11 protein-coding genes are annotated in these 12,672 nt (G+C 58.9%); 4 read left to right on the top strand and 7 right to left on the bottom strand.

All coding sequences use genetic code 11. The annotated features are described in order from the left end of the window. Positions 1–17: 17 nt before the first annotated feature. The 7 genes from carA to citC form a co-directional block, all read right to left on the bottom strand. A complete protein-coding gene (gene carA / locus HMPREF1144_RS26305; RefSeq protein WP_009654614.1) occupies positions 18–1,166 on the bottom strand; it encodes a glutamine-hydrolyzing carbamoyl-phosphate synthase small subunit in 1,149 nt (382 codons plus the stop codon). A 457-nt stretch (positions 1,167–1,623) separates the two neighbouring features. Continuing rightward, positions 1,624–2,445, bottom strand: coding sequence for a 4-hydroxy-tetrahydrodipicolinate reductase (gene dapB / locus HMPREF1144_RS26300; RefSeq protein ID WP_009654637.1), 822 nt, complete (start codon positions 2,443–2,445; stop codon positions 1,624–1,626). A 245-nt stretch (positions 2,446–2,690) separates the two neighbouring features. Continuing rightward, positions 2,691–3,536, bottom strand: a complete 846-nt coding sequence (gene citG, locus HMPREF1144_RS26295; RefSeq protein ID WP_370430604.1) for a triphosphoribosyl-dephospho-CoA synthase CitG — start codon at positions 3,534–3,536, stop codon at positions 2,691–2,693. Between the two features lie 82 nt (positions 3,537–3,618). Then, entirely contained in the window at positions 3,619–5,145 is a 1,527-nt protein-coding gene (gene citF, locus HMPREF1144_RS26290; protein WP_009654627.1) for a citrate lyase subunit alpha, read from the bottom strand. 10 nt (positions 5,146–5,155) lie between these two features. Continuing rightward, the gene (gene citE, locus HMPREF1144_RS26285) at positions 5,156–6,025 is read right to left on the bottom strand and encodes a citrate (pro-3S)-lyase subunit beta (RefSeq protein WP_009654556.1); all 870 of its coding nucleotides are present in this window, start codon (positions 6,023–6,025) and stop codon (positions 5,156–5,158) included. After that, positions 6,022–6,315, bottom strand: a complete 294-nt coding sequence (citD, locus tag HMPREF1144_RS26280; protein ID WP_004098513.1) for a citrate lyase acyl carrier protein — start codon at positions 6,313–6,315, stop codon at positions 6,022–6,024. Before citD ends, citE begins: the two co-directional genes overlap by 4 nt. Positions 6,316–6,344: 29 nt before the next feature. Next, positions 6,345–7,373 (bottom strand): [citrate (pro-3S)-lyase] ligase, encoded by a 1,029-nt coding sequence (gene citC, locus HMPREF1144_RS26275; RefSeq protein ID WP_009654581.1) that lies wholly within the window; start codon positions 7,371–7,373, stop codon positions 6,345–6,347. Positions 7,374–7,779: 406 nt separating this feature from the next. Between citC and citS the strand changes: the two genes are divergently transcribed. The 4 genes from citS to HMPREF1144_RS26255 all read left to right on the top strand — a co-directional run bounded on the left by citS (position 7,780) and on the right by HMPREF1144_RS26255 (position 12,634). Further along, positions 7,780–9,120 carry a citrate/sodium symporter CitS gene (gene citS, locus HMPREF1144_RS26270; protein WP_004098511.1) on the top strand — a complete coding sequence of 447 codons (1,341 nt, stop codon included), beginning with the start codon at positions 7,780–7,782 and terminating at the stop codon, positions 9,118–9,120. Between the two features lie 160 nt (positions 9,121–9,280). Beyond that, a complete protein-coding gene (locus HMPREF1144_RS26265; protein WP_009654541.1) occupies positions 9,281–9,526 on the top strand; it encodes an oxaloacetate decarboxylase subunit gamma in 246 nt (81 codons plus the stop codon). Between the two features lie 15 nt (positions 9,527–9,541). Then, positions 9,542–11,317 carry a sodium-extruding oxaloacetate decarboxylase subunit alpha gene (oadA, locus tag HMPREF1144_RS26260; RefSeq protein WP_009654584.1) on the top strand — a complete coding sequence of 592 codons (1,776 nt, stop codon included), beginning with the start codon at positions 9,542–9,544 and terminating at the stop codon, positions 11,315–11,317. Positions 11,318–11,332: 15 nt separating this feature from the next. Further along, entirely contained in the window at positions 11,333–12,634 is a 1,302-nt protein-coding gene (locus tag HMPREF1144_RS26255; RefSeq protein ID WP_004098502.1) for an oxaloacetate decarboxylase subunit beta, read from the top strand. Positions 12,635–12,672 lie beyond the last annotated feature (38 nt).

Below are 12,672 nucleotides of genomic sequence, written 5' to 3'. Positions count from 1 at the left end.
GCTCTCTTAACTCCTGATTATTTCGCGGACTGACGGTACTGCTCAATTAATTCGATAAAATGGTCGAACAGCGGTGCGGCATCGTGCGGGCCAGGGCTCGCTTCCGGATGCCCCTGGAAGCTGAACGCCGGTTTGTCGGTACGGTGAATGCCCTGCAGGGTGCCGTCGAACAGCGACTTGTGGGTCACGCGCAGGTTAGCGGGCATAGACGCTTCATCCACCGCAAAACCGTGGTTCTGCGCGGTGATCATCACCACGTTGTTATCCATATCTTTTACCGGATGGTTGCCGCCGTGGTGGCCGAACTTCATCTTCACGGTCTTCGCGCCGCTCGCCAGCGCCAGCAGTTGATGGCCGAGGCAGATGCCGAATACCGGAATATCGGTCTCCAGGAACTTCTCAATCGCGTCGATAGCGTAATCACAAGGCGCCGGGTCGCCAGGGCCGTTGGACAGGAAAATACCGTCCGGATTCATCTTCAGCACCTCTTCGGCGGAGGTCTTTGCCGGAACCACCGTCAGGCGGCAGCCGCGATCGACCAGCATGCGCAGGATATTGCGCTTGGCGCCGAAATCGTAGGCCACCACGTGGAACGGCAGCTCGCTTTCCGCTTTGGCTTCCGGCAGGTCGCCCGCCAGCGTCCAGCTCCCCTGCGTCCAGCTGTAGGTTTCTGCGGTGGTTACTTCCTTCGCCAGATCCATACCGTTGAGGCCCGGGAACGCTTTCGCTTTTTCCAGCGCCAGCTGTGCATCCGGGCTATCGCCGGCGATGATGCAGCCGTTCTGCGCGCCTTTTTCGCGCAGCAGGCGGGTCAGCTTACGGGTATCGATATCGGCAATCGCCACGATATTGTGGCGCTTCAGATAAGAAGAGAGGTCTTCGGTATTGCGGAAGTTGCTGGCAATCAGCGGCAGATCGCGAATGACCAGACCCTGCGCATGTACCTGAGAAGACTCTTCATCGGCGGCATTGATGCCGACGTTGCCGATATGGGGATAGGTTAGAGTGACGATTTGGCGGGAATAGGAAGGATCAGTGAGGATTTCTTGATAACCGGTCATTGAAGTATTGAAAACGACTTCCCCAACCGCCGTGCCGGTAGCCCCAATGGCCCGACCGTGAAACTGGGTTCCGTCTTCCAGAACCAATAGCGCTGACTTAATCAAAACACCCTCCAGAGAATATCCACTCACTTTATTTGCATATTAATTCATAATGTAGATCTGAATCAATGCAAATCTGTTGCCCGCAGAATTTTGGCAAACGGCGGCATTCTGGAGAGATGGCGGGTAAAAGTCAACTTAAAGCGGATATTTTTAATCTTGTTTCAGGCCACTATTCAGTAATACCTGCCTTAACGGGCAAAAAGATCACCTAACTCACCCGGGAAAACGCTTGCGGAGGAGGATGTTTGTAAAATCACCGGACAGGGATTGAAAAAGTAGACCAGATGGTCAAAATTTACAATAAAACAACAAAAATAAGGCGGATAAGATAGTGTTTTTCAGGCTTGGCGATAAAAAATAGGTTAAACAGCAAAAATAAAAAAGGGCAATAAAATATTGCCCCTTGCAATCAATTACTTATTGAAAGCAATAACCACATCACGATGGGTAATAATCGTTATAAAGAATTCAATTCAAGCACATCATGCATATCAAAAAGACCGTTTTTCTTGCCTTTTAGCCATAATGCAGAACGAACGGCACCATTTGCAAAAGTCATCCGGCTGGAAGCCTTATGGCTGATTTCAATACGTTCGCCGATATCCGCAAACATCGCCGTATGTTCGCCGACGATATCCCCGGCGCGCACGGTCGCAAAGCCGATGGTGCCGGAAACGCGTTCGCCGGTATAGCCTTCGCGACTGTAGACCGCACACGCTTTCAGATCTTTATCCAGGGCTCCGGCAATCGCCTCGCCCATCGCCAGCGCCGTACCCGATGGCGCATCCACTTTGTGACGATGATGCGCTTCAATAATCTCAATATCGGTATAGTCGCCCATCACCTTCGCCGCTTTTTCCAGCAGCTTAAGCATCACGTTGACGCCGACGCTGAAGTTGGCGGCAAACACGATGGCGATCTCCTGCGAAGCGTCGCGAATCGCCTGCTTCCCGGCGTCGTCAAACCCGGTGGTGCCGATAACCATGCCTTTGCCGTGTTGACGACAAAACGCAAGATGGGCAAGCGTGCCTTCCGGGCGGGTAAAATCGATGAAAACGTCAAAATCGTCTTTTACCGCCTCAAGGCTGCTTTGCACCACCACCCCTGACCTGCCCGCGCCCGCCAGTTCGCCCGCATCGCTGCCGAGCAGCGAGGAACCTTCGCGCTCCAGCGCCGCGCCAAGCGCCGCGCCGTCCATCTGCTGTACCGCCTGAATTAACTGGCGTCCCATCCGGCCGCCCGCGCCCGCGATGGCCACGCGGATTTGTGCATCATGCATAGCTATTCTCTTTTGTTAACACTACGTAAATTGTTTTCAGAGTAACCAGCTCATCGATGGGCCGCTACTCAAAAACACCGATAATTAGAAATTTATGACAAACTGCCGCCGATATCAGTAAAAACTATAAGATTGTGCCGGGAATTTGCCGTGGAGTAGTGAGAAGCGAGGAGCGCGCGCAGTCCGCAACCCCGGCCTGGCCCTGTATGGCCAATCCGGGGAATACGGCGACAGAAAAGCAGCGATTAGTGGAGGAATAGCTCGCCGGCAGGGAAACCGGACAGGAACCAGGTGACCGCCAGCAGGTCGGCGCTACCGCCCGGGCTAAGGTGGCGAATAATCAGCTCATCATCCAGCCGGCGCAGCGCGTCCAGCCCGCCGTCGGTCAGCACCCCGCCTTCCCACAGCAGCTTTTGCGCCTGCTGCTGAACAAAATTGAGCCCTTCCAGCCCGCCGCGCGACACCAGATTGGTATCGTCATTCCAGGCCATCAGGTGCAGCAGAGTCTGCAGTAACGCCAGATTGGTATCGCCGGTGTCCGCCATAACGCGATTGAAGACCGGCATCGCCTGGGTGCGCACGGTGCGAAAGCCGCTTTCCGCTTCGCCTCTGGCGCCGGAGAGCCCGTAGCGCAGGAAATGCCCTTCGCCTTTACTGACCTTCATTCCTTCAGGAGAGGAGAGCTCGCGCCCGACCAGGCCGCGGCAGAAGCGGGCCACCTGATCGCAAACCCGGTGCTGTTCAACCGGCTCCCCTCTGGCCACCAGCCTTCCCGCCGCCGCGCTGAGCAGGCCAAAAGCGAAGATCGCGCCGCGATGGGTATTCACCCCGCCGGTAGCCTCCAGCATATCCGTCTCGCACGCCATGCCCACCGGACGCAGCATCGTCAATACCTGTTCCGGCGTGATATTGGCCGTGTCGTGGCCCATAATGAAAAACTTCTCCATCCATGGCGCGACAGCTGCCGTGCTGGCCTCAAAGGAGGCCAGATCCATATCCCGATGCGCGCCGGCGTTACGAATATCCACCAGGCCCGGTTTCGGCGTCAGGCGGACTTCGGTCAACAGCGCCCGTTCCACGCGAGAAACCATCTCCTCCGCCGTCACCACGTGACGGCTCAACGGGCGACGCTGGCTTATCATCACTTCGCTCATGCCTTTCTCCTCAGCGCGTTTAACCGGCGCTTTTAACCTGATGAATGACATCAATCACTGAACCGTCGCGATAGCGCACCACGGCCACCACCCGATCGGTGAAGGCGATCGGGTCAGGCTTGCCGGTCAACAGTTCGGCGCGCTGCTGCAGTTCTTCAATGGTCAGCAGCGGGATACCCGCGTTACGCAGGTTATCAATCAGGTCCTGACGCGCCGGGTTGACGGCGATACCGTGATCGGTGACCAGCACATCCACGCTGGCACCCGGCGTCACGCGAGTCAGCACCTTCTCCACCACGCACGGGATGCGCCCACGCACCAGCGGCGCGGTGATAATGGTTAAATCCGCGCCCGCCGCCGTATCGCTGTGGCCGCCGGACGCGCCGCGCAGCACGCCGTTGGAGCCGGTCATCACGTTAACATTGAATCCAGTATCGATCTCCAGCGCGCTCAGCATCACCACGTTCAGGCGTTCGCAGGAGACGCCTTTCGAGCCGGGATTGGCGTACTGATTAGCGGAAATTTCAATATGGTTAGGGTTATTGGCCAGCGAACGCGCGGCATCGCCGTCAAAAGACTGGGTATCCAGCAGCGCTTTGATCAGCCCCTTTTCGTGCAGATCGACCATCGTGCCGGTGATCCCGCCCAGACCAAAGCTGGCGGTAATGTTGTTACGACGCATCTTATCTTCGAGGAAACGGGTCACCGCCAGCGATGCGCCGCCGGTCCCCGTCTGCAAAGAGAAACCGTCTTTGAAATAGCCAGAATGTTCGATCACCTTCGCCGCCTGGCGGGCGATCAGCAGCTCGCGCGGGTTGCTGGTCAAACGGATCGCCCCGGCGGTGATTTTCGCCGGATCGCCGACCTCGTCGACCCGCACGATCAGATCCACCCGATCCTGGGCGATACTGGCCGGATAGTTTGGATAATCCACCCACTCTTCGGTGAGCAGCACCACGCATCCGGCGGCCTCGGCATCCACTCTGGCGTAGCCCAGCGATCCGCAGCGGGATTTACCGCTAAAGCCGTTGGCGTTGCCATACTCATCGCAGCACGGCACGCCGAGGAACGCCACATCAATGCGTAGCTCACCGGTTTGCACTAAATGCGCCCGGCCGCCGTGAGAGTGGATTTGTACCGGGTTTTCCATCAGGCCAGCGGAGATCGCTTCGCCCAGCTTACCGCGCAGACCTGAGGTATAAATCTGCCGGATCACGCCATTCTTAATATGCTCAATCAGCGGCCAGTGGGCATCGATAAGCGAGCTTGAAGCCAGCGTCAGATCGCGAAACCCCATTTCAGCCAGCTTCGCCACCACCATATTGACCACCTTGTCGCCGCCGCGGAAGGCGTGGTGAAAAGAGATGGTCATGCCGTTTTGCAGCCCGGAACGGCGAATCGCCTCCTCCAGCGAGACGCAGATTTTACGCTGCCGCTTTTCGCTTTCGCTGGCCAGCCACGGGCTCTGCGCCGTCACGCCCGCATAGGGCGCTAATCCTTCCGGCATCACGTACTGCTGATTAAGCATTGCTACGGTCTCTTTCATTATTTACTCCTTAATCACGAATGCCGGAAGCCGACAGCGCCACGACTTTGCGCGCATGATCGATAATCGGTCCATCTATCATCTTGCCGTTCAGCGATACCACGCCCAGACCGCGCGCTTCCGCCTCTTCCGCCGCCGCGATCACCTCCCGCGCATGTTCAACTTCTTTCAGCGTGGGGGCATAAACCTGGTGCAGCAGCTCAATCTGGCGCGGGTTGACCAGCGATTTACCGTTAAAGCCAAGATTCTTCGCCAGATTCGCTTCCGCGAGGAAACCCTCTTCATTGTTAATATCCGACCACACCACGTCGTACGCCGCGATCCCGGCGACGCGCGCCGCGTGCAGCACCGCGCAGCGGGCGTAAAACAGTTCGGTGCCGTCGCCGCGGCTGGTGCCCATATCCATAACGTAATCGAAGGCCGCCAGCGCGATGGCCGACAGGCGCGGGCTGGCGCGAGCAATCTCAACCGCGTTCACTACGCCCAGCGCCGACTCTATCGCCGCCATTAATTTCGTGCTGCCCACTTCCCGGCCGCATTCGCGCTCAATCCGCTCGACCTGCGCTTCCAGCTCATGGATATCTTCTTTGCTATCGGTTTTCGGCAGGCGCACCATATCGACGCCCGCGCGCACCACCGCCTCAAGGTCGGCGAGACCAAACGGCGTGCTGAGCGGGTTAATGCGCACCACGGTTTCCACATCCCGGTAGAGCGGATGCTGTAGCGCATGATGCACCAGCAGGCGGGCGGTATCTTTTTCACGGAGCGAGACGGCATCTTCGAGATCGAACATCACCGCGTCAGCGCCGTAAACAAATGAGGTGCTTAACATCGCGGCGTTGGCGCCGGGGATAAACAGCATACTGCGACGAGGTTTCATAGCTGACTCCAGTGCGGTTGAGATTGTTGCGCCGCGCGCAGCGCCGCGGCCTGAACCCGAGCCTTCAGTACGCATTCGAGCGCGCCTTTATCATCGACGACGACGTTCGCCCGGCTCACCCCAAGCTGCGTCAGCGTCTCTCTGACCACCCGCTCAATCGCCGCGCCAAACTGCTGCTTCACAATGCTGTCGATTTCAAGCTGAATACCTGGCTCATTCGCAGGCCCGATCCTGACCATCACATCGCTGGATTCCAGCGTGCCGGCCAGGGCGTCAATCATCATTTCCATAGAGGCTGATCCTTAGTTATGGAGGTAAATCAGGCGGTTTGGTGTTCGCTTTCCGCCAGATGCATCAGAAAAGAGAGGGTTCCCGGCGGCACCAGCGGCGCAATCGACGACCACTGGCGCTGCTGATACAGCCTGCGCACCCGGGAAGCGGAAATGGGCGCGCCCTCTTTATCAACCCGCGCCAGCTCAACCACCTGAATCGCCGGCGCGTCGCCCGGCGCTTCCAGCAGCTGGCGCATACGCTGGTTGTAGCGACGGGTTAATTCACACAGCGGTTCGCTGCCGACAAAGCGGTGGGTCACGCCCAGCGCCGGGGCTAAACGTTCGCGGAAAAGCTGCAGATCGATCTGGCTGTGGCAATCGTCAACCACGCCTTTGTCTTTAAGGAAGTAGCCGGGAAAAGTGGCGCGCGAGATAAGATAGGCCGACCCCGGATGCAGGGTCACGTTGGCGATCCCGGCGATCCCCTGTTCAATCAGCGCCACGCGATCGCGGTAGCGGAAAAACGAAGCATCTTCCTTCACCACGAACAGATGCAGCCAGTCGCAGCGTTGAGCCGCCTGTTCCACCAGCCAACGATGCCCCAGGGTAAAGGGATTGGCGTTCATCACGATGGCGCCGATTTTTTCGCCGGGCTGACGATACATCGTAAGCTGGCGGCAATAGCGGGCCAGACGTTCGCGGCTATTTTCCATTAACACGGCCTGATCCCCCGCGCGGGCGATAGGCCAGAACCCGGCGCAGGAGAAGAGCGCCGCGTTATAGGGTTTAGTGAACAGAAATAGTTCGCTGCGGCCCAGCTCATACGCCAGGGTCATCAGTTCAGTCAGCAGCTTCAGGCTGAGCCCTTCCCCCTGCAGCGACGGGTCGACGGCAATACACTTCAGAACGCATCCGGCAATGGCGCCGCAGCCGACAATGCGCCGCTGGTACTCGACGATAATCGCCCATTCGCAGTCCGCCTCCAGCGAGAGCTGGTGCTGATGAAGAAAGAGGTCAACGGCCTCTCGCCGCCGGGGGTCGAGCTGTACCGCGACGCGTTTTACTATCAGATTCATTTTTTTCGCGCTTCATTGACCAAAACGAGCTGTATTTCGCCATCGTTCCCGCAGCGGTTCTTTTATTTCAATCACATTTTTCCGCGTACCTTAATTGGCTTTATGGTTTTTATGTTGTTAATTAATTCAGAAGAATAAAAACAATTAAATTAATTAAAAACACGACTAATCAGTGAAGATAATCACATATCGCCGGGGAACATATTTATTATTATGCCGCCGTCCTATTATTGTTTTTTCTAACAGCATTAATACACAAAATCATTCAAGTTGCATCGAGGCGGTAACTGAATGAATCCCCAGGAGCTTACGCATAGTAAGTGACTGGGGTGAGTGAAGGCTGCCAACAAAGAGGCAGCTTGAAGGATGATGTGTATATTCCTTTTTTTTAACAGGGTGACGTCATATGACTAATATGAGCCAGGCTCCATCTGCGGAGAAAAAAGGGGTTAGCGATATTCTGGGGTTTAAAATCTTCGGCATGCCGCTACCGCTTTACGCCTTTGCGTTAATCACTTTACTACTTTCACACTTTTATAATGCCCTGCCGACCGACATTGTTGGTGGCTTCGCGATCATGTTTATTATTGGCGCCATTTTTGGCGAAATTGGCAAACGCCTGCCAATCTTCAATAAATATATTGGCGGCGCGCCGGTGATGATCTTCCTCGTGGCCGCCTATTTCGTTTACGCCGGCATTTTCACCCAGAAAGAAATTGATGCAATCACTAATGTGATGGATAAAAGTAACTTCCTGAACTTATTCATCGCAGTATTGATTACCGGCGCAATCCTCTCGGTTAACCGTAAGCTGCTGCTGAAATCTCTGCTGGGTTATATTCCGACCATTTTAATGGGGATCCTCGGCGCATCCATCTTCGGGATTATCATTGGCCTGTGCTTCGGTATCTCCATCGACCGCATCATGATGCTGTACGTCCTGCCGATTATGGGCGGCGGCAACGGCGCGGGCGCGGTGCCGCTGTCTGAAATTTATCACTCCGTCACCGGCCGTTCGCGTGAAGAGTACTACTCCACCGCGATTGCTATCCTGACCATCGCCAACATCTTTGCCATCGTCTTTGCCGCGCTGCTCGATATTATCGGTAAAAAGCACACCTGGCTGAGCGGCGAAGGCGAGCTGGTGCGCAAGGCCTCCTTCAAAGTAGAAGATGATGAAAAAGCGGGCCAGATTACCCATCGCGAAACCGCCGTCGGCCTGGTGCTCGCCACCACCTGTTTCCTGCTGGCCTACGTTATTGCCAAGAAAATTCTGCCAAGCATTGGCGGCGTCTCTATCCACTATTTCGCCTGGATGGTGCTGATCGTCGCGGCGCTGAACGCTTCCGGCCTCTGCTCGCCGGAGATCAAAGCCGGGGCCAAACGCCTGTCTGACTTCTTCTCTAAGCAGCTGCTGTGGGTACTGATGGTCGGCGTCGGCGTGTGCTACACCGACCTGCAGGAAATTATCGACGCGATTACCTTCGCGAACGTCATCATCGCGGCGGTGATCGTGGTGGGTGCGGTCGTCGGCGCGGCCGTCGGCGGCTGGATGATTGGCTTCTTCCCGATTGAGTCCGCGATCACCGCCGGTCTGTGCATGGCCAACCGCGGCGGCTCGGGCGACCTGGAAGTGCTCTCGGCCTGTAACCGTATGAATCTTATCTCTTATGCGCAAATCTCCTCCCGTCTGGGCGGCGGTATTGTGCTGGTCATCGCCAGCATTGTGTTCGGCATGATGATGTAACCAACACGCACGATGGCGATGTTTGAGCGTCAACCACAGCGGTGCTCTTTAGGGTCCAGAGCCGGGGGCGGCTTCGGGAAATCCACCCTACTCCTTAGCCGGAAGTATCGTTTGGTTAGCCTTCAAACACGCCGTCGTGCCCTTACTTTAGGGTCTTTCAATGACTGAAGCTGTACTGCTGGGTGAAGGCTTCACCCTGATGTTCCTCGGCATGGGGTTCGTGCTGGCGTTTCTGTTTCTGCTGATTTTCGCCATCCGCGGCATGTCCGCCGCCGTCAACCGCTTCTTCCCGGAACCGGCTCCCGCGCTGAAGGCCACACCTGCCGCCGCGCCCGCTGACGACTTCGCCCGCTTAAAGCCGGTAATTGTCGCCGCTATTCACCACCATCGCCGCCTTAACCCTTAATTCACGGAGGAATCCATGACCGTTGCCATTACCGATGTCGTCCTGCGCGACGCCCACCAGTCCCTTTTTGCCACCCGCCTGCGCCTCGACGATATGCTCCCCGTCGCCGCGCGGCTCGACGACGTGGGCTACGGCTCCCTCGAATGCTGGGGCGGCGCCACCTTCGACGCCTGCATCCGCTTTCTCGGCGAAGACCCCTGGGTCCGCCTGCGCGAACTGAAAAAGGCCATGCCGAAGACCCCGCTGCAGATGCTGCTCCGCGGCCAGAATCTGCTCGGCTACCGCCACTACGCCGATGACGTGGTGCAGCGCTTCGTCGAGCGCGCCGTCAAAAACGGCATGGACGTGTTCCGCGTCTTCGACGCCATGAACGACCCGCGCAATATGCAGGCCGCCCTGCACGCGGTGCGCAGCCACGGTGCGCACGCCCAGGGCACGCTCTCCTACACCACCAGTCCGGCCCACACCCTGCAGACCTGGCTCGACCTGACCGAACAGCTGCTGGAGACCGGCGTCGATTCCATCGCGATTAAGGACATGTCCGGCATTCTCACCCCGATGGCGGCCTTTGAGCTGGTGAGCGAAATCAAGAAGCGCTACGACGTCAGGCTGCACCTGCATGCTCATGCCACCACCGGGATGGCGGAGATGGCCCTGCTGAAGGCCATCGAGGCCGGCGTCGACGGCGTCGATACCGCCATCTCGTCCATGAGCGCCACCTACGGCCACCCGGCCACCGAGGCGCTGGTGGCAACGCTGGCCGGAACGGAACATGACACCGGGCTGGATATCCTCAGGCTTGAGAGCATCGCGGCGTACTTCCGCGAGGTGCGCAGAAAATACCACGCCTTCGAAGGCCAGCTGAAGGGCACCGACAGCCGTATCCTTGTGGCCCAGGTGCCGGGCGGCATGCTCACCAACCTCGAAGGCCAGCTGAAGCAGCAGAACGCCGCCCACCGTCTGGATGAGGTGCTGGCGGAAATCCCCCGCGTGCGCGAAGATCTCGGCTTTATCCCGCTGGTCACCCCCACCTCGCAGATTGTCGGCACCCAGGCGGTGCTTAACGTCCTCACCGGGGAGCGCTACAAAACCATTGCGAAGGAGACCGCCGGCATTCTGAAGGGCGAGTACGGCCACACCCCGGTGCCGGTCAATGTGGCATTACAGGCCCGCGTGCTGGACGGCGCCGAAGCCATCACCTGCCGCCCGGCGGACCTGCTGAAGCCGGAGCTGGCGGAGCTGGAAGCCGACGTGAAGCGCCAGGCGCAGGAGAAGGGCATCACGCTTGCGGAGAACGCCATCGACGACGTGCTCACCGTGGCGCTATTCCCGCAGGTCGGCCTGAAGTTCCTTGAGAACCGCCATAACCCGGCGGCCTTTGAGCCAGTACCGAAGGTGGAAACCGCGCAGCCGGTGGCAAAAGCGGAGAAACCGGCCGCCTCCGGCGTCTACACCGTGGAAGTGGAAGGGAAAGCCTTTGTGGTGAAGGTCAGCGACGGCGGCGATATCAGCCCGCTGACGGCGGCCGCTCCGGCGGCGCCTTCCGCCCCGGCTCAGGTTGCCGCCCCGGCAGGCACCGGTACGCCGGTAACCGCGCCACTGGCGGGCACCATCTGGAAAGTCATCGCCGGCGAGGGCCAGGCGGTGGCCGAGGGCGACGTACTGCTGATTCTGGAGGCCATGAAGATGGAAACCGAAATCCGCGCCGCGCAGGCCGGGACCGTGCGCGGTATCGCGGTGAAATCCGGGGACGCGGTGGCGGTGGGCGACACCCTGCTGGCCCTGGCGTAAGGAAGAGGAACGGAAATGGAAAGTCTGAACGCCCTGATTCAGGGCATGGGGCTGATGCACCTCGGCGCCGGCCAGGCCGTCATGCTGCTGGTGAGCCTGCTGCTGCTGTGGCTGGCCATCGCGAAGAAGTTCGAGCCGCTGCTGCTGCTGCCGATTGGCTTCGGCGGGCTGCTGTCGAATATTCCCGAGGCCGGGCTGGCGCTGACCGCCCTGGAGAGCCTGCTGGCCCATCACGACGCCGGGCAGCTGGCGGTGATTGCCGCGAAGCTTAACTGTACGCCGGACGTTCATGCCATCAAAGAGGCACTGGCCCTGGCGCTGCCGTCGGTGCAGGGACAGATGGAGGACCTCGCCGTGGATATGGGCTACTCCGCCGGGGTACTGGCCATCTTCTATAAGGTCGCCATCGGCTCGGGCATCGCCCCGCTGGTGATATTTATGGGCGTCGGGGCGATGACCGACTTTGGCCCGCTGCTGGCCAACCCGCGCACCCTGCTGCTGGGGGCGGCGGCGCAGTTCGGCATCTTCGCCACGGTGCTCGGGGCGCTGACGCTGAACTACTTCGGGATTATCAGCTTCACCCTGCCGCAGGCGGCGGCCATCGGCATCATCGGCGGCGCGGACGGCCCGACGGCGATTTACCTCTCCGGGAAACTGGCGCCGGAATTACTCGGCGCCATCGCGGTGGCGGCGTACTCGTATATGGCGCTGGTGCCGTTAATCCAGCCGCCAATTATGAAGGCGCTGACCAGCGAGAAGGAGCGGAAAATCCGCATGGTGCAGCTGCGCACGGTGAGTAAGCGGGAGAAGATTCTGTTCCCGGCGGTACTGCTGCTGCTGGTGGCGCTGCTGCTGCCGGACGCGGCGCCGCTGCTGGGGATGTTCTGCTTCGGCAACCTGATGCGCGAGAGCGGGGTGGTGGAGCGCCTGAGCGACACGGTGCAGAACGGGCTGATAAATATCGTGACCATTTTCCTCGGGCTGTCGGTGGGGGCCAAGCTGGTTGCGGACAAGTTCCTGCAGCCGCAGACGCTGGGGATACTGGTGCTGGGGGTGATTGCGTTCTGCGTGGGGACGGCGGCGGGGGTGCTGATGGCGAAGCTGCTGAACCTGTGCAGCCGGAACAAAATCAACCCGCTGATTGGCTCGGCCGGGGTATCGGCGGTGCCGATGGCGGCCAGGGTGTCGAACAAAGTGGGTCTGGAGTCGGATGCGCAGAACTTCCTGCTGATGCACGCGATGGGCCCGAACGTGGCGGGGGTGATTGGCTCGGCGATTGCCGCCGGGGTGATGCTCAAGTACGTGCTGGCGATGTAAAAACGCGTTGTTCCCGGCTCGCGCTGCGCTTAGCCGGG

Source organism: Klebsiella sp. OBRC7, assembly GCF_000293135.1.
Lineage (GTDB): Bacteria > Pseudomonadota > Gammaproteobacteria > Enterobacterales > Enterobacteriaceae > Klebsiella > Klebsiella michiganensis.
The sequence above is the reverse complement of the archived record's forward strand: the minus strand, read 5'-3'. Positions and strand labels throughout refer to the sequence as shown.

Excerpts from the sequence above, each read along its gene's own strand:
- oadA (WP_009654584.1), top strand. The coding sequence starts at position 9,542 with ATGACCGTTGCCATTACCGATGTCGTCCTGCGCGACGCCCACCAGTCC.
- citE (WP_009654556.1), bottom strand. The coding sequence starts at position 6,025 with ATGAAACCTCGTCGCAGTATGCTGTTTATCCCCGGCGCCAACGCCGCG.
- HMPREF1144_RS26255 (WP_004098502.1), top strand. The coding sequence starts at position 11,333 with ATGGAAAGTCTGAACGCCCTGATTCAGGGCATGGGGCTGATGCACCTC.
- citC (WP_009654581.1), bottom strand. The coding sequence starts at position 7,373 with ATGAATCTGATAGTAAAACGCGTCGCGGTACAGCTCGACCCCCGGCGG.
- citS (WP_004098511.1), top strand. The coding sequence starts at position 7,780 with ATGACTAATATGAGCCAGGCTCCATCTGCGGAGAAAAAAGGGGTTAGC.
- citG (WP_370430604.1), bottom strand. The coding sequence starts at position 3,536 with ATGGTTTCTCGCGTGGAACGGGCGCTGTTGACCGAAGTCCGCCTGACG.
- HMPREF1144_RS26265 (WP_009654541.1), top strand. The coding sequence starts at position 9,281 with ATGACTGAAGCTGTACTGCTGGGTGAAGGCTTCACCCTGATGTTCCTC.
- citD (WP_004098513.1), bottom strand. The coding sequence starts at position 6,315 with ATGGAAATGATGATTGACGCCCTGGCCGGCACGCTGGAATCCAGCGAT.
- citF (WP_009654627.1), bottom strand. The coding sequence starts at position 5,145 with ATGAAAGAGACCGTAGCAATGCTTAATCAGCAGTACGTGATGCCGGAA.
- dapB (WP_009654637.1), bottom strand. The coding sequence starts at position 2,445 with ATGCATGATGCACAAATCCGCGTGGCCATCGCGGGCGCGGGCGGCCGG.